Raw genomic sequence first — 20369 nt, forward strand, 5'->3', positions numbered from 1 at the left:
TACCGACTGATGCTCGTAAATTTGCAGCTTCTAAACGATTGGTATAGCGAATAGAAAAATATTGAACACCTCTATCGGAATGATGAATCACATTCTTTGGCATGCCTCGATCGTGCAATGCTTGCTCAAGTGCATCGAGCACCATATCTGTATTCATCCGTGTAGATACTTTCCATCCAACAATTGCTCGTGAGAACACATCAATAATAAAGGCGGTATAGACCCAGCCTGAATGAGTTTGAATATAGGTAAAGTCACCCACCTGAGAAGCATTGCTTCGCAAGGGTCAGGATGATCAGCATTAAAATTACGTTTCACTAAATCATCTGCCCGTTTTTGGTCATCTCGGTTACGGGTGGTTTGTCAGCGAGATCTAAAGTTCGGTAATAGGTTGAAGCTGCGATCGGTAAAATCCTACAAATCGCATCAACACCATATCGATCTTTATTGTTATGGATAAAATCCACCATTATTTGTATGGGCGGTCGAGCTCCGCCTGGGCGAAAAAAGCGGCTGCTTTACGTAGAATTTCATTGGCACGCTTTAATTCTTTAATTTCACGTTCCATTTGCTTCATTTTTTCTTGATCAGATATCTGTTGTACTTTAATAGGATTTAGCTGATCTAAATGCTTTTGATGCCAGGCACGAAGTGTTTCAGGAGTACAACCGATCTTAGGCGCAATTGCTGTGATCGCAGCCCAAGTAGAAGGATAATCTTTTTCAGATTCAATCAATAATTGAACAGCTCTTTCTCTGATTTCAGGGGTATATTTTAATTTTGTCATCGGGATAGTCTCTCAGAATATTGACTCTCCGACAAACCCGGTACGGTTCACTTTATTATCTTAGAACTCTCTAATGATAATAAGTTTTTTAAACAGTAGAATGGCTATCTAAACGTTGAGCATAAATTTGCTGATGTCTTGGATGCTGAAGATCTATCAACCTCTGTGCCAGAAAGAAAATCTCAAACCTGAAATCATGAGAAATGTAGTAGACAAGGATAAGTTCCCTCAGCAGTTGCCACATAAGGTAGAATAGAAAAAGGTTACCGACCTTTAATGTCAAGGTGAATATGAAAACGTATTCACCAATCTGATGATGAAGGCTAGGCAGGCAATCGAGAAGTTCTACACAGATGGTAGTTTATAGCTATCCTGCCTGATAATAATTTATTGACACAACTCCCCAAGAAGAATCAGGAAAAGCTCTAGACCTTTAGGAAGAAACGGTAGAATCTGGATTCTCCAAGAATCCCCCACAACATCTCATTTCTCTGCTCATAGCTCATTTGATAGCAACTTCACTATGGATGATCAATTAAGCTATTCACATCGAATTGAGTGTCAGTGAAATGGTTTTGGTTGGTGATTTTCTCATTTCTAAACCTGAGACCATCGGACTATCATGCAAAATGGACCACATACGGTCCATAAAAATTTAGAAGCAAAGTTCATTATAGGTATAGAAAAACCCCATAAACCAAAGGTTTATGGGGTTTAATAACTAGTGGGCCCAGACAGACTTGAACTGTCGACCAACGGATTATGAGTTCATAGGTCTATTAATTAGCTATCAAAATATAACCTAAACTGATATCAAGCTTATTTTACACATTATCGTAAACAGTGTAGCAAGTTGCTACACTGTCATATAACTTCTTTTCCAAATATTTCATTCAATCGTTTTCTATTTTCTTTTACAAAATTTGGATTATTTTTCAATTTATATTTCATTTCTTTCTTAAATTCACTCATTGAACTGCCAGCTACAGCAAAATCCATTTGGAACATAATATCATTAACTATCACATTTGCTTGAGATTCAGTTAAGCACCCTTCTGTCTTAAACCACTTACTAAACTGTTTATAATTTGGGTCGTTCGCATAGATGTACCAAGACCTTACGGTCATATCGAACTTCGCACCTAATTCTTTAACAAGCGCATTATCATCAAAATTGACATCTAAATAGATTTGAGTCTTATCATTAGTATTAGATACAACAACTTCCGTGGCATGCCTATTAAGAATTTTAAATCGAACTCCGACAATAGGTCGACCTTTCTTGATGGTATCGTATTCTAATTGAAGACTAGTCCTTTCATTAATTTCTTCAATAATTTTGTCTAAAACGTATCGTCTAAAATCAACCCAACGATCGTATTTTTTCTCCCCAATATCAATTAATGCTTTGATATTCTCAAGTGAAAGTTCAACCTCATAAGAATCTTGATTAGCATACTTAAATTCATTTTTGATAAAGTATGAATACAAACTCATACTGGTGACAGAGTCCAAAGCAAATAAATCTTTCAATTGATAGGTTGTAAAATTTCCATTTGCTAAACGAGTAAAATATGGAAGTACTTCACTGGTGAAACGTATCTGCAAAGCATTTTTAGCATCATCTTCCCAACGGAGTTCACGAATAATTGGTACTACTGAGTGTACTTTTTTAACTTTACGCTTATTATCATCCACGGACTCTTCAATTACAAAATGGGCTACTCGTGATGATAATTCTTTATAAATACGATCAATAGCAACATTAATGGAATTCTTTTTATCTAATCCTAATAGTTCGCCTAAATCATCTTTATGCAAATAAATATAAGTTTGCTCTGTAATTTCACGATCTTGATTATTCTTCTCACCATAATTCGCAACAGCCATCGCATAAAGTAGAGCTTTATACTCATTAGATGATAATTCAATTGGTCTAATCAGACGGTTACTAGTGCTGACTACTCCATTATGTCGAATATTACCAATACAATAAGGTAGATGTTCTAATTCTTCTGGTTCGTTGTGATTGCTCATAAGTGGAAAGATTAAAATATTTTCTACATGTTATACACAAAAGTGGAAGAAGATGCAAACCGCTCACTATTTTCTCTTCCTTACATTAAATTAACTCAGTTTATGCCCATCAAACACCTTAAGAGTGGAAGAAGTGTCACTATTAAAGTGCAATTTTGATACTATTTAGTCTTATGGTGGAATTAATATAAAATTAAACACTTTTAAGTGACAATTCTTCCACCTTTGATAATTCATCCGTGTCGCTAAAGCAATCAATTTGAAAATAGGAATAGCCTACAGCACCACTAAAGTGGAATTAATCAACACACATTCCACTGTTAAAGTGACAAGCCTTCCACCATTCCGATATTCTTGACTATTAAACATCATGTTATCCATTAAATTTTATACAAATAGTTTATCCACAGAATAAAAAACATCTAATGACAAGTCTTCCACCTTTATTTCAATAAAAACAAACTTATCAACATCACAAGCAGTTGAATTGTTTTGTTTTAAATTAAAAAATCCACATTAAAATAAATCACAATGACAAGTCTTCCACCATAGTGACAAACCTTCCACTTATCGGTGACAGACCTTCCACTAATTAGTGACAAACCTTCCACTTATAGGTGACAGGGCTTCCACTTATCAATGACAGGCCTTCCACTTATTAGTGACACGCCTTCCACTTTAAGAATCCTATCTATTTGATTTTAAAGAAATAAAATTTGTCTAATTATAATTAACTAATTAATACTAATTAATACTAATTATAATTAGCTAGCTATATTTTTAAAAAAAGTTAAGAAATGTTTTTTCCACATCTTTTGAATTCAAAAGATAAAAATATGACAAAGGAACTGTAGCAAGTTGCTACAAATATCTTTATATTAAATGAAATCAAAGTAAATTCCTTAAGACAAATATGTCAACTAAAATCATTGCTGTAGCTAATCATAAAGGTGGTTGCGGGAAAACAACTACTGTAGTACATCTTGCTTCAGAACTTGCTGAATTAGGAAATAAGGTCTTAGTAATTGATCTGGATCCACAAGCAAATGCAAGTTTACATATAGGATTAAGACACCCTAGCGAAGTTGAAACTACATCAGCGGAATTACTCATTGGTGATATAAGTTTATTATCGGAAGCATTAGAAGAAGAAACAAAATTTAAAAATGTTTCCTTAATATATGGCTCATTAACTCTTGGTAAAACTGAAGATCAATTGAAAGATGATGCACCAAGACCAACCGAGGAACTTTCAAATAAATTGGAAATTCTAGAAGGATTATATGACTACATTCTTATTGATTGCCCTCCGAGCTTAAAATTATTAACTAGCAATGCTTTAGCCGCTTCGACACATGTTATTGTTCCAATTGAATCTGGTTCACAATACGGTCTCTATGGTGTTACTGATTTAATTAATCACTTAAGTAAAATTAGAAGAGTTAACCCTGAATTAGAACTCTTAGGTGCTTTATTAATTAAACATGATGAGCGTCAGAATGTATGTAAATTAATAAAAGATGAAGCATTTAATCAAGTTGGAGAATTATTGCATACCACAATTCCAATGAGCACTAAAGTTAATCAAGCTGCAATTTTGCAACAACCTTTATTATCTGTTGATAAAAACTCAAAAGTTCGAAAAGCTTTTGAAACTTTAGCACAAGAAATTGTTCAGCGTGTCAAATAATATAATTCTGGAAATACTATGGTAAGTAATAAAGAGATATTGGCTAAACGTCTTCAGCAAAATACTCAAAAGCATCAACATGCCCAAAAAGAGCATATTAATGATGTCAAAGAGCTAAGACGTAATGTACAAATTACAGATATTCAGGCTAGCCCTAACCAGCCTCGAAAACTCTTTAATCAACAAGATATTGAAGATTTAGCAGCATCAATTGAGGAAATTGGGCTATTACAACCAATTGCCGTTCGTAGAATAAATGATAAATATGAGTTGATTGCTGGTGAAAGACGATTGAAAGCCCACCAATTTCTCAATAAGAACACCATTGAAGTAATCATTATTGATGCATCGGATGAAGAAGTTGCTTTATTAACATTAGCTGAAAATTTAAAGCGAGAAGATCTGACAGATTATGAAATATATGTTGGATTAACTTCTTTGGATGAAAAATTAAAAAAAAATAAGCAGAAGTTAGCAAAGTCATTAGGTATGAATCGTGAGGATATGTATAAATATTTATCTTTTGAAAAATTACCTGGAGAGTTGATTGAAGATTTGGAAAAACAGCCCTCATTATTAGCACGGACCGCTGCTACAGCAGTGAAAAAGTTTCTATCAGATCATGATGAAAACCATGAAAATGCTAAAAAAGCATTATTCGAAGCATGGTCAAAATTGCTTAAAAAAGAAGTTGAACAGACAAAACTGACATCACTAGCTGAAAAAATCTTTAAGTCAAAAGAAACGAAAGAAGTAATTCAAACTTCAATTGTACATAAAATTGAATATGATGGGAAAGTTGCTGGTAATATCAAATTTGACCATAATACATTAAAGGTATCTTTAAAAATCGGCCAATTCGATGATCAAAATTTACAAGAATTAGAAGCTTTCCTAAAACGAATGTTAGAAAAATAAAGTAAAAAAAAGTGTAGCAACTTGCTACACTATTTTTTTGTAATTAGGAAAATTTATATAAGAGCCTATCCAGTATTAATTTCATTCTTTTTTAGCAATTGAAAAAATAATTTGTTAAATTTCCCCCATGAGAAAAACATATCCCAGCGACATTAGTCGAGAAGCCTTTAAAGAAATTAAACCGTTACTATTGAGCGAAAGAAAACAAACACGTCCAAGAGTCGTTGATGTCTATGAAGTATTTTGCGCATTGCTCTATATTCTAAAAAGTGGATGCAAATGGAGTATGCTTCCTCGAGACTTCCCACCTAAAAGCACTGTGCATTATTACTTCTCGATTTGGAATAAAAAGTCTTCAGAAACTGAACCTAGCATACTTGAGCAAGCTTTAAAAAAATGTAGTTGGCGAGGCCCGTATCAGCAATGGACGCAAAGAACAAACGAGCTTTATCATGATTGATTCACAAAGTGTGGTGAATTTCTAATGCCATATTCACCTTTAATTGCTCTGATTTTGGGCTTTGTTTTGACTCCAATCATGGGTTTAATTACGAAAGGAAAATATTATATTAAAGCTACAGATGATGGGGTAAAAGAATCACGTTATGATGCTACTGGGCTACCTATAGCAACAGTTTATCATTGTGTGTCATGTGATGAAGATTATGAAAGACCTGATATTATGTATTCACATAAGCACAAAGGTGTTATTTGTTCTCTATGTAAGACTTTGGAAAAATAAATGATTTTTCAGATATCTGCTTTTTAATAAGCTGAATTTCGATCAAATCATAAACCCTGATGATTTTGCATCAGGGTTTTTTAATATTTATTGGGGAAAACTCTAGAAAAAGTGCGGAAAAATCTATTCTAATCCAAAGAGTGGATACAACATCCATCTCGAATAACCCGACAGCTGCTATTTTTGTCTTAAATGTCCTGACATCATTTAAATGAGAAATCATATTTTCTTGAAGTTTTCATTTGGAGTTTCTGAGCAATATATACGCTTAAATGTGGTGTATGTAGAAAAATTGGCGCAATAATTGCTTTGAACGTTGAGGTGGTGCATTTTGTGAAAGCGATTTATATTTTGAATCAATTTGGATCAAAAGCAGTCCTAAAACAAAGTCAAGCATGGAGAAAAAATGGAAATTTATACTCAACGATTAGAAGTAGTTACAGAAAATTGTGACTTTGATGTCATTGAGCTGACTTTCGATACGCGCCAAAAGAGCCGTTTTCGTGCAACTTTAAAAAATGGGGTAGATATTGGTGCAGATTTGCCACGTACAGGCATTTTACGCAGTGGGTCATATATTTCGACGGAGAGTGGAAATATTCTTAAAGTTGAAGCGAAACCAGAAAAACTGATGAAAGTTTCGGCTCAGCAAGAATTTGATTTATTAAAAGCGGCATATCATCTCGGTAATCGTCACGTTCCCTTAATGTTGACGCCAACAGCATTATATTTCGAACCAGATCATGTACTGGCTGAAATGGTGCTGGGTTTGGGATTAAACGTTGCAGAGGTAGATCATCCTTTTGAACCTGAAAGCGGTGCCTATGCACAACATCAACATGACCATCGCTTAAGCCCAATCAAGACTTTACATCATGTCCATCACTAATCCATCTCAACTGCTCAGCTTGTTGACTTTGTCATCAACAGCATTGCCGATAGGGGCATATTGCTATTCGCAAGGCGTGGAAAGTGCCATTGATCGAGGGCTGATTCATGATGAAGCCTCCAGCATTGCTTATTTTGAAGAAGTGCTGGAAATGCTCTTGGTTCGTTTTGAGTTGCCTGTGTTGAAGCGTTTAATGCAATACAGTGATGACGAAGAAAATTTTACTTACTGGGCAAACTTTTACCGCGCCAGTCGTGAGAGTAAAGAGTTACTGGCGGAATCGAAACAGTTGGCATTTTCTATAAATGCATGGATTAGAGACGTATTAAAGCAACCCGTTAAGGTGAAAAAACAGCTTGGCTTTGTTCCTGTGTATGGAAGCCTGTGTAGCACTTTGGGGCTGAATCAAACAGAAGTACTCACGGCTTATACTTTTACCGTTTTAGAAAATCAGGTCTTGGCGGCAGTCAAAACCGTTCCACTTGGGCAGATGAGTGGTCAGCGTATTTTGTGGCATTTACATGCGCTCATACCTGTAGCAATTACGCGTGCACTGGCGTTACAAGACACTGAAATCAGTAGTGCCTTACCGCAATATGCCATGCTAAGTATGCACCACGAGACCCAATATTCAAGACTATTCAGATCATAATTTTAAGAGGATAAAACATGTCACAACGTAGCCCATTGCGTGTAGGAATTGGTGGACCAGTCGGGTCAGGTAAAACGGCACTTACCTTGAATTTATGTCAGGCCTTACGTGAAAAATATAATATGGCGGTCGTCACCAATGACATTTATACCAAAGAAGATTCAAACTTTTTAACCCGCAATCAAGCCATGTCTCCAGAGCGTATTGTCGGGGTAGAAACGGGTGGTTGCCCGCATACCGCCATTCGTGAAGATGCGTCTATTAACCTCGCGGCAATTGATGATTTATGTGAAAAGTTTGATGGACTTGAGCTGATTATTATTGAAAGTGGTGGGGATAATTTGGCGGCGACGTTTAGTCCTGAGCTTTCAGATCTAACCTTGTATGTGATTGATGTGGCAGGGGGAGAAAAGATTCCACGTAAAGGTGGTCCGGGCATTACCAAATCTGATTTGTTGATTATCAATAAAACAGACTTGGCACCTATGGTCGGAGCAAATTTAAGTGTAATGGACCAAGATGCTAAACGCATGCGTGGGGATAAGCCGTTCTTGTTTAGCAATATGAAAACCAAAGAAGGTCTGGAAATTATTATTTCGTTCATTGAAAAACAAGGTCTATTCCAAGCGTAATTCGGGGAAACACAATGACTTATTTAAAAAGAACTTTAGCCACTTTCGCCGCAGCTTTTCCAATTTGGGCAATGGCACATCCTGGTCATGAACAACAGAATAGTTTTTTAACGGGCTTTATTCATCCCTTTACTGGAATTGATCACCTCACGATGGCGATCGCTTTTGGTGTGCTGCTGTGGTCAGCGGCTAATCGTTGGAAAGTAGGTGGATTGTTGGGTTTAGTTATTGCCATGATTGCAGGTTTTAGCCTTGGGCAATTGCATATGGTTTCTGCGAATATTGCTGAATACGGCATTGTTTTCTCCTTATCTGTTCTTGCCATTGCCCTATGGACCAAAGCCAATCGACTGTTTGCAGTTGCGACCATGGTTTTAGCAAGTTTTCATGGCATGGCGCATGGTGCCGAATTGAGTCATTCAGGTCATGTGATCGGTTTAGTCTTCGGCATGGTTGTTGCAATGTCTTGCATCTACGCAGGTGGATTGGGTTTGGGCGCTTTGGTACAAAAATATGTGCCACATGGTAAGAAAATTGTCGGTGGAATTGCTGCAGTTGTTGCATTGATTGGTTTGGCTTAATGATATTCAGGTCATTTTGATGAACAAGTTTCAACACACCAGATTATTGGTATTCATCACGCAGAGGAAGCATGCAGGATTTAACCGTCAGTCGAACGCATGATGCCCAATTATGGTTTGCCAAGTTGGAACTCGGCTTTCAGGCTCAAAAAGAGCCTAAATGCACGGTGTTACATCACCGCAAACATTATGGTCCAGTGCGGGTACAAAAAATGCTTTGGCCTGAAAAAACAGGGGTTTGCCATGCCATTATTGTGCATCCCCCTGCGGGCATTGCGGGTGGGGATCACCTGACTTTTGATATGTCTGTCGGCCCGCAGGCACATGCCTTAGTGACCACCCCTGGCGCAGGTAAATGGTACAAAACCAATGGTAAAAAGGCCTATCAGCATATCAATATAAGTTTAAATGCTAATGCTATTTTTGAATGGTTGCCGCAAGAAACCATGCTGTTTAATGGTGCGAATGCGCATTCAGAAACCATCATCCATTTGGATCAGGCAGCCAGTTTTATTGGTTGGGACATGTTGGTGATTGGTCGCCAAGCACGTGAAGAGCAATTTAGTGATGGTGCCTATATCAACATGTTCAAACTGTTTCGTAATCAGACTTTGTTGGTTGCCGATACCTTAAGTTTTAAGGGAAATGACCGTTGGTTAAGTTCATGCCTAGGCATGCATGGTCAATCTGTGATGGGAAGTTTCTGGGCCGTGCCTCCCGTGCAATATCGTGCCAGTCTAGATTTAGAAGAGCATCTGGATTTAATCCGTGAACTGATGATGCGTATGGATGTACCCGTCACCTTAACGGTTTTGGATGATGTAGTTTGTGCACGCTATTTGGGGAATGATGTTCGGCAATGTCATGATGCTTTTGCTGCTATCAGAGCTAGATTAAGACGCTATTGGTACGATCTGGATGAAGAATTTCCTCGTATTTGGAGAACATAAAGTCATTTTAGCCTGTAATTTCAAGACCAAATGACACAACGAATTTTGGTCATGTATAGCTCATGAGCGAAGCATCTCCACGTTTAAATAGGTAAAAGATATGGAATTAAATCCAACAGAAAAAGACAAACTTTTAATTTTTACCGCGGGCTTGGTTGCAGAGCGCCGTAAAGCACGTGGTTTAAAGCTGAATTATCCTGAAGCGATTGCGTATATTTCTGCTGCCTTGCTTGAAGGTGCACGCGATGGCATGAGCGTAAGCGAGTTGATGCACTACGGCACGACTTTACTGAGCCGCAATGATGTGATGGATGGCATTGCAGAAATGATTGTTGAAGTCCAAGTTGAAGCAACCTTTCCAGATGGCTCAAAACTGGTGACTGTACATCAACCGATTATGTAAAGAACAATAAGGAATAAAGATGATTCCAGGTGAAGTAATTACGCCAGATCGCGATATTGAGTTAAATGTTGGACGTGAAACCCTAAAAATAACGGTTGCGAATACTGGGGATCGACCGATTCAAATTGGTTCACATTTTCACTTTTATGAAGCCAATGATGCTTTGCAATTTGAGCGCGAGCGTGCCAAAGGCTACCGTTTGAATATTGCAGCAGGCACCGCAGTACGTTTTGAGCCAGGTCAGAGCCGAGATGTCGAGTTGGTGGCACTAGCTGGAAAGCGTGAAGTGTACGGCTTTGCGGGTCGAGTGATGGGGAAACTTGACTAAGTCGGGCCATCAAAATCTTTTAAGAATTTAGAGTAATCTATGATGAAAATGTCACGTCGTGCATATGCGGAAATGTTCGGACCAACAGTAGGAGATCGTGTTCGCTTGGCGGACACGGAACTGTTTATTGAAGTCGAACAAGACCTGACCACTTATGGTGAAGAAGTTAAATTCGGTGGTGGTAAAGTCATTCGAGATGGCATGGGACAGTCCCAATTGTTGGCAGATGATGTTGCTGATACCGTTATTACCAATGCACTTATTGTCGATTGGTGGGGCATTGTGAAAGCTGATGTCGGTATAAAGAATGGTCGTATCTGGAAAATTGGCAAGGCAGGGAATCCAGATATACAACCCAATATTACCATTCCGTTGGGAGCTGCCACGGAAGTGATTGCAGGGGAAGGTCAAATTCTCACTGCAGGTGGCATCGATACGCATATTCACTGGATTTGCCCGCAGCAAGTGGAAACTGCACTCATGTCAGGTACAACCACCATGATTGGTGGTGGAACAGGTCCAGCAGCGGGAACATCCGCCACCACGGTAACACCGGGACCATGGCATATTGCGACCATGTTGCAAGCCATCGATGATTTACCCATGAATATTGGGCTATTGGGCAAAGGAAATTTGAGTTTACCGGATCCTGTCCGCGAGCAGATTGAAGCGGGTGTGGTGGGTTTGAAATTGCACGAAGACTGGGGTTCCACACCCGCTGCCATCGATAACTGTTTAACGGTTGCCGATGAATACGATGTTCAGGTTGCCATTCATACCGATACTTTAAATGAAAGTGGCTTCTTGGAAGAAACGCTGGCGGCATTTAAACAGCGTACCATTCACACCTATCATACCGAAGGTGCAGGTGGTGGGCATGCCCCTGATATTTTAAAAGCCATTGGTCAAGCCAATGTGTTGCCATCTTCAACCAATCCCACCCGTCCTTATACCGTCAATACCATTGATGAGCATTTGGACATGCTTATGGTGTGTCATCATTTAGATCCTGCAATTTCAGAAGATGTTGCGTTTGCCGAAAGCCGAATTCGCCGTGAAACCATTGCCGCGGAAGATATTTTGCAAGATTTGGGCGCAATTTCCATGATGTCGTCCGATTCACAGGCAATGGGACGTGTGGGAGAAGTGATTATTCGTACATGGCAAACGGCACATAAAATGAAAGTGCAGCGCGGACCACTAGAAGGTGATACGCCACATACCGATAATCAACGGGTTAAACGTTATATTGCGAAATATACAATTAATCCAGCGATTACCCATGGTTTAAGTCATGAAGTCGGCTCGGTCGAAGAAGGCAAGCTGGCAGACTTGGTGCTGTGGAAACCTGCATTTTTTGGTGTTAAACCTGCCATGATTATTAAAGGCGGTATGATTGCAGCAGCGCCAATGGGTGACATCAATGCGTCCATTCCAACACCACAGCCTGTGCATTACCGTCCCATGTTTGGCGCAAATGCGCGCGGTGCACATAACACCTGTATTACCTTCTTGTCTCAGGCAGGAATTAACAATGGCGTAGCGGAAAAATTAGGTCTGAAGAAAATCATTTCTGCATGTAAAAACACGCGTAATATTTCCAAAGCTGACATGAAGCACAACACCTATATACCAGTGATGGAAGTTGATCCAGAAATTTACGAAGTACGGGCAGATGGCGTGCATTTAACTTGTGAGCCAGCAGAGGTATTACCAATGGCTCAGCGTTATTTTTTATTTTAAAGATTATCTTTTTAAGACCTAAAATATTCAGTCTGCGGATTATGTTTGGTGTGATGCAGACTTTAATGATTGATATTGTAAGAGTATTGTAGCTCTGATGATATTGCATGTGCAAAGCGGAAACATGTAAGGAGGTGCTTAGATAACATTATGGAACAAAGTCATTGAGAATTAAGTTCAAGTCTACTTTAAAAATAATTTATCGGCTGAAATTATTAATTATGTAAAATCATCTTATTTGGTACGTAATTTGCTTAACTAGAAAATTAGCTCTTAAAGAGATTTCTTTAATGAAGACTTCATTTCAAGCAAAGCGTATTGGTTTTTTACTTCTTGATGGATTTTCAATGATAGCATTTTCAAATGCTGTTGAGGTCTTTCGAATGGCAAATTATGTTGAAAAAAGTCATTTATACCAATGGAATGTGACAGGTTTAGATGGGCATCATACTTGTGCTAGTAATGGTTTGCAGGTGCAGCATACTTGCAAAATGCAGCATCTTTTTGAAATGGATATTGTGTTTATTTGCGGTGGTTTTCAGCTTTTTAAGTTGAATAACCCATTACATAAAATTTTTTTGAAGCGTTTAGATCAGGCGAATATTGCTTTAGGTGGGATTTGTACTGGTGCATATGTGTTGGCAAGTGCAGATCTATTGAATGGTTATCAAGCGAGTTTACATTGGGAAAACTCTTTAGCTGCACAAGAAGAATTTCCGCAAGTTAATTTTAATCCACATATTTTTAGTTTGGATCGGAACCGATTTACCTGCTCGGGGGGGCTTGCATCTATAGATATGTGTTCGCAACTCGTGGAGCAACATTACAATGCCAATTTAGCCAAGAGAATTTGTGAACAATTTATTGTACATCACTTGCGTGAAAATACGGATATTCAACACCAACCCATCTCGAAGCAGGGTAAAGATATTCATCCTCTTGTCAAAGAGGCAATTCGTTTAATGGAAAATAATATTAATGAACCATTAAATATTTTAGAAATTTGTCATTTGATTCATAGTCAAACACGAACGTTAGAACGCTCATTTCAAATGCATTTCGACTGTTCTCCCAAAGAATATTATTTAAATATACGCTTAACACATGCACAAAATTTATTGAAACAATCTTCTATGAGCGTCTCTAATGTAGCATTAGCCTGCGGTTTTGCTAATGCGTCTAGTTTTAATAAAGCCTATAAAAACCAATTTAATTATTCTCCGAAAAATGAACGTGGCATTTTGGAATTAGCTTATTAATTTGTCGAATTTTGACAATTTTTTAGCGATTTTGGAAAAAAACAACGTTTCAAAAATACCTATGCTTGATTCATACAGACACACAACATGAAAGGTATTAGTGATGAATATTCAAGCAAATATGGTGAAAGATACGTTACCTGCACTTTTAACGATTGAAAATGGTAAAAAAGTGCAGTCAACTTTCTCAAAACAAGAATATGAAAACCGTCATAGAAAATTACGTCAAATGATGGCGGATCAACAAGTTGATTCAGTTTTATTCAGCTCTATGCATAACATCAACTATTACGTTGATTTCCTGTATTGCTCATTTGGTCGCTTTTTTGGTGTAGTAGTTACAGATCAAAAAGTGGTGAGTATTTCTGCCAATATTGATGGTGGTCAACCTTGGCGTCGTACAGTAGGTGACTACAATGTGGTCTATACCGATTGGCAGCGTGATAACTATTTCCGTGCTGTTGCACAAGAAATTCCCAACAAAGGTCGTGTAGGGGTTGAGTTTGACCATCTGCCGATTGAGCGATTAAACAAGCTGAAAGCATTCTTGCCAAATGTTGAGTTTGTCGATATTAGTGCCACTTGTATGAAGCTGCGTATGGTGAAATCTATCGAAGAAATTGCGCACATTAAACAAGGCGCAGCCGTATGTGATATTGGCGGTTTTGCATTAACTGCGGCTATCAAAGAAGGTGTGCACGAGCACGAAGTCGCGTTGGCATCGACACAAGCGATGGTGCGTGAAATTGCTAAACGTTTTCCGCATTCAGAATTAATGGATACTTGGACTTGGTTCCAATCGGGCATTAATACTGATGGTGCACACAATCCTGTGACTACTCGTCAAGTGCAAAAAGGCGATATTTTAAGTCTGAACTGCTTCTCAATGATCGCGGGTTATTACACTGCACTTGAACGGACTCAGTTCTTTGACCACTGTGATGATGCTTCATTAAAAATTTGGCAAGCGAATGTCAAAGTGCATGAGGCAGGTTTGAAACTGATTCAACCTGGTGCACGGTGCTGCGATATTGCTAACGAATTAAATGAAATTTACCGTGAAGAAGGTTTGCTTCAATACCGTACTTTTGGTTATGGACATTCATTCGGCGTACTTTCCCACTACTATGGTCGTGAAGCTGGTTTAGAACTTCGTGAAGATATTGATACCGTGATTGAACCTGGAATGGTGATTTCAATGGAACCTATGCTTATGTTGCCACAAGGTATGGCAGGTGCGGGCGGTTATCGTGAACACGACATTTTGGTGGTGACTGAATCAGGCACTGAAAATATCACTAAATTCCCTTATGGCCCTGAGCACAACATTATCAAGGCATAAGTCACAAGGCATCCCAAATCGGGATGCCTTTTTTGGTGGAGAAAATAATATGAATGAAAAAGCTAAATCTGATCAAAACACTTTAAAACGCGTTGCTACTGCAAGTTTTATTGGTAACTTTGTTGAATGGTTTGATTATGCTGCTTATGGTTTTTTAGCCACTGTGATTGCTTTGGTTTTCTTTCCAAGTAGTGATCCTGTAGTTGCATTAATGTCAACCTACGCCATCTTTGCTTTGTCCTTTATTGTCCGGCCTTTTGGTGGAATTTTCTGGGGATATGTTGGTGATAAATATGGGCGAAAACATGCACTGTCTTGGTCAATTATGATTATGACATTGGCAACTATGTGTATTGCGCTCTTACCAAATTATGCTTCTATTGGAATATTTGCACCACTTTTATTGCTTTTCTTTCGGATGATTCAAGGCTTTTCCGCTTCAGGTGAGTATGCTGGTGCATCTAACTTTTTAGCTGAATACGCACCTAAAAATAAAAAGGGCTTATATACCAGCTTAGTGCCAGCCAGTACAGCCGCAGGTTTATTGTTGGGTTCATTGATGTCAGCTGCCATGTTTGCATGGATGTCAGAATCATTCTTATATGAATACGGCTGGAGAATACCATTCTTATTGGCTGCGCCACTGGGTTTAATTGGTCGTTTCATTCGTCTAAAACTTGAAGATACCCCCGAATTTCTGGCACATCAAAAAACGAGCCATAAAGAAACTTTCCCGATTAAAGCATTATTTACAGAATACCGTCAGCCATTATTTAAAGCGTTTGCAATCGCATCTTTAAATGCGACTGCGTTCTACTTAATTTTTAGCTATATGCCAAATTATTTGTCGACTGAATTAGGGGTAAATAAAACCGAATCTTTTATTTCAGGGGCTATTTCTTTAGCATTTTACATCGGCATTGTATTTATGATGGGTAAATATTCTGACCGTATGGGCCGCAATAAAATGTTAGCTATGGCATGTATAGGCTTTATAATTTTAACTTTCCCACTGTTCTATTTCTTATCTGATACATCATTTATTGGCATGATTATCATTCAATTGGTTTTCTGTAGCCTACTTGCGATGAATGATGGCAGTTTGCCTGCATACCTCACTGAGCTTTTCCCTGTGCATGTGCGTTATACCGGTTTTGCATTTAGTTTTAATACAGCGAATGCACTACTGGGCGGTACGATTCCACTACTTGCAACATGGTTGATTCATAGTACAGGCAGTACTTTAGCACCAGCCTTTATTTTAATTGTGATTGCCTTATTTAGCATGAGCGTATTGGTTCAGAGCAATAAAGCGAAACTTGTCACGGTCTAATCCTCTTGGATGAGACCTTTGTAAATTTGTTATAGGGAACAAAAATATGAATACACAATCACAATGGTTTGGTGCTTTATTGGTTATTATGGGGGCAGTTGGTTGGGGGACTTTAGGCATTGCCAGTACCCAATTGGCAAATGCAGGCTTGAGTAATAGTTCAGTAACAGGATTGCGGATTGTCGGTACATTTATTTGTTTATTGGCCTTTTTACCTTTTCTTAATAAGGTTTTACGAACACTGCAATTTCAGGATATTCCTAAATTGGTCATTCAATCATTACTCGGTATGCTTGGAATGACTTTCTGTTATTTTAATGCGGTACAACATGTAGGACCAGCCATAGCAGTAGCATTGCTTTATACTGCTCCTATTTGGAGTGTGGTACTTTCTTTTATTTTTTTGAAAGAGCGAATAACGTTAAAGTCAATGATGCTCACTCTTGTGGCTGTGAGTGGTGTTGCATGTATGATGCTTGGTGATAATCAGCTCAATATGACGGGGGTTCTATTTGGTTTAGCCTCAGGCATTTGTTATGCTGCTTATGGGGTGATTGGTAAAGATATTATTGACCACTATAGCCCGACTTTTTTATTGTTCAGTTCAATGATGGTTAGTGCGCTTGCGATTTTTCCCTTTATTCACTTCCAAGAAATTGAAAGTCTGGTCTCGAATATAGACTTCAATATTGTGATTGCCTGTATCTTATTAATTGTGTTTGGGACGTTATTACCTTTTGCTTTATATACCTATGGATTGAAGTATTTAAAGGCATCACAAGCTTCTATTTATACTATTTTTGAACCATTAACAGCAGTCATTCTTGCCAGCCTGTTCGCCAATGTACAGCTTTCCAATGCGCAGATATTTGGAGTAATTTTGATTATTAGCGTGTCATTGCTCAATGTGATTTTAGGTAAAGCCGATCTCAATCCCGAAAAAGTTTATTCCACTCATTAATTTTTTACATATATCAATTTCAAATTTATTTTGGTGCAGGATAACACATGGCTAAAAATCTTTCATGTACTCAGTGTAGCCATTATTGGATTATTGCATATAAAAGCTGTTTTTGTGGAAGTTGAATATTCAGTTTCAGGGGGCAACTGATAACACTAAATATAAAAAAAATGGAAGAATAATTCACTAAGTTATTGTTTTTAATTTGATGCTTGTTTTATATGGGGATAATAATAACTTCTGATTACTAGTTTTTACCTTAAATATACCGATTGAAAGATTCATTTAAATGCTATGAATACATGAGTTTTATAGTTTGGCTAGGTCAGCATGAGTACTTTTCGCAAGATTTAAGATCGACCATGAACGTGATTAGTTATAGGGGATTGATGAAATAGTTTTTATGAATTTCTGGCTTTCTGGGCTGATTTTATCAAATTCATGTCTATGCAAAATTGCGACATATTTCTCGTGCTGGTAGTTATCCAGAGTTTGGTCTGCATCTATCCATAGTGCAGCCCTTTTTTTTGGTGACAGTTTTTTCTTAGTGATTTTCGATCTGGATGTAGTGATTTCACGTTTGCATAACATATCTTGGCGGTGATCCATCTACTATTCGTGATTATAAAGCGAGCTAATTCACAGGTTCTACAGATTATGTAGCGACTAACTATAAGTTGATGGTTGGCGCTTAGTTTATATTTACGCTTAGGTTTCAGTTAAAAAATCAATATTTTGTTGAATTCGTGATTGAATCATCTCTAGGGTGGATTCTCGAATTTGATGGGGATACAGGCGCTGCGCAATTTGACTAAATTGAAGTGCAATTTCACGCATGGCCAAGATGATCTCATCGACTTCTAGAGTAGTCAGATTCGCTTCTGAAGTACCGAGTTTATGTATGTCATTTCGGGAAATATTGAGCGCTTCTCCCATAATGTCTATTTGATGATAACCACCTGGACCTTCACAGAAGGTCACATCATAGGCTGGAGCCAATTTCCATTGACCATTTTTTGCCATGAGAAAAGAAAAGTTCTTGGTATGGTCATGTCGATTATTGAAAAGTACATTAAACAAAGCGCATTTAAAAGCATACAGCCTTTCTCACACATTTTGCGTACACATCAAGGTTGTCCGAAGAAAATTGCGATAGTCTAGGCTACCTGGAACTTTATAGTCTGCTCCGGTATATGCAGCCAAACTCTGCATTCGAATCCGCATGCCATTTTGACGGTCGAATCGTTTAGAAGCAAAAGCCATTAAACCATTGGGCAAATTAAAAAAATGGGTGTCTGGAGTCTCGATTGCACAAAGTCGCAAACATTCTGCATAGACGGCTTCAATGGCGCAGAATTCAGGATGCTCTTGCTGAGCAGGAAACTTAATCAGCCAGGCTTCATTTTGATCAGAAGCTTGCGACGAAAACTCAAAATTGACAGGATCTCGGTTAACGCGTGCAGCAAAGCCGAAGAGAAAAGATGATTTAGGCCAACGGGTTGCTCCCCAGCCAGGCAAGGCAGTTGCAGCCAGGTTAATTGTTGCTGTGGTGAAAGATGCTCAAGGTAAAACAGTCGCGAGATGGTCGCTGATCAGCAATGTTTCTTCAGAGATTGATGCGGTAGAACTAACCACCTGGTATTCTGGTGCTGGACAATTGAGTGCTATTTCAAGCTTCTGAAGTAGGTAGGCCATGACGTTGAATCATGGCTTCAGACCACACCTACAGCGATTTTAAGGCGGCTCCTGATCAGCAGTATGGCGTGTGTACTGACTTGGCGAATACAGCGTTCTGAAGATGAACAAAATCAGAAAATTCGTATATTTCTGACCCGTCTTTCAGGCCGACAGCAGAAGAGAGGTAAGTTGGAAGGTGCACCTGCAATATTGGCAGGACTTTCGATTTTACTGAACACTCTTCAACTGCTCTCAGAATATTCAATAGATGAACTGAATGAAATCGCAACAATTGCATTAGGTACCTCAAGATGTGTAGATACCTATGGTTCAAAGGAGAGGGCACCCATTGCATGGGTGCTAATATAAGTTAGACGTTCCAAAGGGCCGATTCGTGCCGGATGCAGTCCAATTTTTCGAAAATATCGATCCATCAACAACATGCCCTAACCATCTGGTAAAGCGTCATAGACTGGACCTGGGAGTCCCATTTGATGAGTAGGAAACCCTGTCTGAATGGTAGACCTTTTAAAGGGAGTAAGTAAGAAGAGAGCTCAACACCTCGCTGTATTGCTTCTGGGCTATATTCAAAAGCAATGTTGGGTCTACCAGTTGTGGCAGTTGAACTAATCAGCGTTCCCCCCAGCCAAGTTTCACCACAACCGTTGTAATAACACTAAATCTAAAAAAATTGGAAGAATAATTTATTAAATTCTTGTTTTTATGTGGCTGTTAGTGGTGTTATGAATAATAATAAATTTTTTCTTAAGAATTTTACCTAAAAAAATTGATCAGATAATATTCTTTAAATGTCATGTATACATAACTTTGACAGTTTGAAGGGATCGGTATGTGCATTTTTCACAAGGTTAAAGATCGACCATAAATGTGATAAACGGCAGAGGATCATTGAAAAATGAATATATTTAAACACTACATGTATGCACGGAAAAAAGTATCGCTGCGGTTCTGCTGACAGGCTGTATTGAGCATTGAATGCAAATGATGTAGTAATTGTCTACATGCTATATGACTAGCATGATGAAGAATGAAATGTAGTTGCCAATATCTAACTTGGGTTGAAAAGCATAGCGTTGTTATTCGGAGAAGTGAGGTGAGCCATCCTTCTCTTATACTTAAAATGATACTTACTTAACTGATCTCAACTCATGGGCTGGTTCCAATTAGATGGATAATAACTTCCATCCCCTATTTTTCTTACCACATTTCTTGCATTTAATCCCTTCTTTGGGGATTTGATTCAGCATCACTGTTGTCGATTGAATCAAATCAATGACATAGTTTGTTGGTTCAGGAAAAGCAGAAGAGGCTGCTTTATTGCAAAAGAGAACATTTGGATCAAATGGATTGGATTACACAAAAGCCATGATACAGCCACAGAGCAATTCACCTGCATGTAATCTGTAACATCCATTCCGCTCATC

Annotated in this window: 15 protein-coding genes, 7 pseudogenes and 1 other annotated feature; of the genes and pseudogenes, 17 read left to right on the forward strand and 5 right to left on the reverse strand. The window is 38.3% G+C overall.

Annotated elements, in window-relative coordinates; translation table 11 throughout:
• Both MF4640_RS14905 and MF4640_RS14915 read right to left on the reverse strand, forming a co-directional pair.
• Positions 1-787, reverse strand: a pseudogene (locus MF4640_RS14905) (DDE-type integrase/transposase/recombinase); the annotation flags it as partial.
• Positions 396-512: a sequence feature (AL1L pseudoknot), on the reverse strand. (Overlaps the previous pseudogene by 117 nt.)
• An 864-nt stretch (positions 788-1651) precedes the next feature.
• Positions 1652-2824 (reverse strand): replication initiation protein, encoded by a 1173-nt coding sequence (locus tag MF4640_RS14915; protein ID WP_004637173.1) that lies wholly within the window; start codon positions 2822-2824, stop codon positions 1652-1654.
• Positions 2825-3737: 913 nt separating this feature from the next.
• Between MF4640_RS14915 and MF4640_RS14920 the strand changes: the two genes are divergently transcribed.
• The 16 genes and pseudogenes from MF4640_RS14920 to MF4640_RS14995 all read left to right on the forward strand — a co-directional run bounded on the left by MF4640_RS14920 (position 3738) and on the right by MF4640_RS14995 (position 17247).
• Positions 3738-4514: a ParA family protein gene (locus MF4640_RS14920; RefSeq protein WP_004637171.1), complete on the forward strand. Its 777-nt coding sequence runs from the start codon at positions 3738-3740 to the stop codon at positions 4512-4514.
• Positions 4515-4532: 18 nt separating this feature from the next.
• Positions 4533-5432: a ParB/RepB/Spo0J family partition protein gene (locus tag MF4640_RS14925; protein ID WP_005199790.1), complete on the forward strand. Its 900-nt coding sequence runs from the start codon at positions 4533-4535 to the stop codon at positions 5430-5432.
• A gap of 127 nt (positions 5433-5559) precedes the next feature.
• Positions 5560-5911: pseudogene (locus tag MF4640_RS14930) on the forward strand (transposase); the annotation flags it as partial.
• Positions 5893-6174: pseudogene (locus tag MF4640_RS14935) on the forward strand (allantoin permease); the annotation flags it as partial. The pseudogenes MF4640_RS14930 and MF4640_RS14935, both read left to right, overlap by 19 nt.
• A gap of 406 nt (positions 6175-6580) precedes the next feature.
• Positions 6581-7063, forward strand: a complete 483-nt coding sequence (gene ureE, locus MF4640_RS14940; RefSeq protein ID WP_078390076.1) for an urease accessory protein UreE — start codon at positions 6581-6583, stop codon at positions 7061-7063.
• On the forward strand, positions 7050-7715 hold the full coding sequence (locus MF4640_RS14945) for an urease accessory protein UreF (protein ID WP_078390077.1): 666 nt from the start codon (positions 7050-7052) through the stop codon (positions 7713-7715). The genes ureE and MF4640_RS14945 overlap by 14 nt, the downstream gene beginning before the upstream one ends.
• 17 nt (positions 7716-7732) lie before the next feature.
• Positions 7733-8347, forward strand: coding sequence for an urease accessory protein UreG (gene ureG / locus MF4640_RS14950; protein ID WP_078390078.1), 615 nt, complete (start codon positions 7733-7735; stop codon positions 8345-8347).
• Between the two features lie 14 nt (positions 8348-8361).
• Positions 8362-8928 carry a HupE/UreJ family protein gene (locus tag MF4640_RS14955; protein WP_000221700.1) on the forward strand — a complete coding sequence of 189 codons (567 nt, stop codon included), beginning with the start codon at positions 8362-8364 and terminating at the stop codon, positions 8926-8928.
• A 71-nt stretch (positions 8929-8999) separates the two neighbouring features.
• Positions 9000-9878 carry an urease accessory protein UreD gene (locus tag MF4640_RS14960; RefSeq protein WP_078390079.1) on the forward strand — a complete coding sequence of 293 codons (879 nt, stop codon included), beginning with the start codon at positions 9000-9002 and terminating at the stop codon, positions 9876-9878.
• A gap of 100 nt (positions 9879-9978) precedes the next feature.
• Entirely contained in the window at positions 9979-10281 is a 303-nt protein-coding gene (ureA, locus tag MF4640_RS14965; RefSeq protein ID WP_000422459.1) for an urease subunit gamma, read from the forward strand.
• A gap of 19 nt (positions 10282-10300) precedes the next feature.
• On the forward strand, positions 10301-10609 hold the full coding sequence (locus MF4640_RS14970; protein WP_034700312.1) for an urease subunit beta: 309 nt from the start codon (positions 10301-10303) through the stop codon (positions 10607-10609).
• 42 nt (positions 10610-10651) lie between these two features.
• Complete coding sequence (gene ureC / locus MF4640_RS14975; RefSeq protein ID WP_078390087.1) at positions 10652-12352, forward strand: urease subunit alpha; 1701 nt, start codon at positions 10652-10654, stop codon at positions 12350-12352.
• A 290-nt stretch (positions 12353-12642) separates the two neighbouring features.
• Positions 12643-13611 (forward strand): GlxA family transcriptional regulator, encoded by a 969-nt coding sequence (locus tag MF4640_RS14980; protein ID WP_078390080.1) that lies wholly within the window; start codon positions 12643-12645, stop codon positions 13609-13611.
• A gap of 103 nt (positions 13612-13714) precedes the next feature.
• Positions 13715-14953, forward strand: a complete 1239-nt coding sequence (locus MF4640_RS14985; protein WP_078390081.1) for a M24 family metallopeptidase — start codon at positions 13715-13717, stop codon at positions 14951-14953.
• Positions 14954-15002: 49 nt separating this feature from the next.
• Positions 15003-16286 (forward strand): MFS transporter, encoded by a 1284-nt coding sequence (locus MF4640_RS14990; RefSeq protein WP_001002975.1) that lies wholly within the window; start codon positions 15003-15005, stop codon positions 16284-16286.
• Positions 16287-16332: 46 nt separating this feature from the next.
• Positions 16333-17247, forward strand: a complete 915-nt coding sequence (locus MF4640_RS14995) for a DMT family transporter (RefSeq protein ID WP_078390082.1) — start codon at positions 16333-16335, stop codon at positions 17245-17247.
• A 708-nt stretch (positions 17248-17955) separates the two neighbouring features.
• Here the strand turns inward: MF4640_RS14995 and MF4640_RS15005 are convergent.
• Positions 17956-18708, reverse strand: a pseudogene (locus MF4640_RS15005) (type II toxin-antitoxin system HipA family toxin); the annotation flags it as partial.
• On the opposite strand from MF4640_RS15005, the pseudogene MF4640_RS15010 reads away from it, so the two are divergent.
• Positions 18686-19293, forward strand: a pseudogene (locus MF4640_RS15010) (transposase); the annotation flags it as partial. The pseudogenes MF4640_RS15005 and MF4640_RS15010 overlap by 23 nt on opposite strands.
• Here MF4640_RS15010 and MF4640_RS19765 read toward each other — a convergent pair.
• Positions 19251-19570, reverse strand: a pseudogene (locus tag MF4640_RS19765) (HipA N-terminal domain-containing protein); the annotation flags it as partial. The pseudogenes MF4640_RS15010 and MF4640_RS19765 overlap by 43 nt on opposite strands.
• Before the next feature lie 516 nt (positions 19571-20086).
• Positions 20087-20312: pseudogene (locus tag MF4640_RS19945) on the reverse strand (hypothetical protein).
• Positions 20313-20369: the final 57 nt, after the last annotated feature.

Source organism: Acinetobacter sp. MF4640, from assembly GCF_002018895.1.
Classification (GTDB): Bacteria; Pseudomonadota; Gammaproteobacteria; order Pseudomonadales; family Moraxellaceae; genus Acinetobacter; species Acinetobacter johnsonii.

What these genes read in the sequence shown, in the direction of transcription:
- MF4640_RS14915 (WP_004637173.1), bottom strand. Translation starts at nt 2,824, where the DNA reads ATGAGCAATCACAACGAACCAGAAGAATTAGAACATCTACCTTATTGT.
- MF4640_RS14920 (WP_004637171.1), top strand. Translation starts at nt 3,738, where the DNA reads ATGTCAACTAAAATCATTGCTGTAGCTAATCATAAAGGTGGTTGCGGG.
- MF4640_RS14925 (WP_005199790.1), top strand. Translation starts at nt 4,533, where the DNA reads ATGGTAAGTAATAAAGAGATATTGGCTAAACGTCTTCAGCAAAATACT.
- ureE (WP_078390076.1), top strand. Translation starts at nt 6,581, where the DNA reads ATGGAAATTTATACTCAACGATTAGAAGTAGTTACAGAAAATTGTGAC.
- MF4640_RS14945 (WP_078390077.1), top strand. Translation starts at nt 7,050, where the DNA reads ATGTCCATCACTAATCCATCTCAACTGCTCAGCTTGTTGACTTTGTCA.
- ureG (WP_078390078.1), top strand. Translation starts at nt 7,733, where the DNA reads ATGTCACAACGTAGCCCATTGCGTGTAGGAATTGGTGGACCAGTCGGG.
- MF4640_RS14955 (WP_000221700.1), top strand. Translation starts at nt 8,362, where the DNA reads ATGACTTATTTAAAAAGAACTTTAGCCACTTTCGCCGCAGCTTTTCCA.
- MF4640_RS14960 (WP_078390079.1), top strand. Translation starts at nt 9,000, where the DNA reads ATGCAGGATTTAACCGTCAGTCGAACGCATGATGCCCAATTATGGTTT.
- ureA (WP_000422459.1), top strand. Translation starts at nt 9,979, where the DNA reads ATGGAATTAAATCCAACAGAAAAAGACAAACTTTTAATTTTTACCGCG.
- MF4640_RS14970 (WP_034700312.1), top strand. Translation starts at nt 10,301, where the DNA reads ATGATTCCAGGTGAAGTAATTACGCCAGATCGCGATATTGAGTTAAAT.
- ureC (WP_078390087.1), top strand. Translation starts at nt 10,652, where the DNA reads ATGAAAATGTCACGTCGTGCATATGCGGAAATGTTCGGACCAACAGTA.
- MF4640_RS14980 (WP_078390080.1), top strand. Translation starts at nt 12,643, where the DNA reads ATGAAGACTTCATTTCAAGCAAAGCGTATTGGTTTTTTACTTCTTGAT.
- MF4640_RS14985 (WP_078390081.1), top strand. Translation starts at nt 13,715, where the DNA reads ATGAATATTCAAGCAAATATGGTGAAAGATACGTTACCTGCACTTTTA.
- MF4640_RS14990 (WP_001002975.1), top strand. Translation starts at nt 15,003, where the DNA reads ATGAATGAAAAAGCTAAATCTGATCAAAACACTTTAAAACGCGTTGCT.
- MF4640_RS14995 (WP_078390082.1), top strand. Translation starts at nt 16,333, where the DNA reads ATGAATACACAATCACAATGGTTTGGTGCTTTATTGGTTATTATGGGG.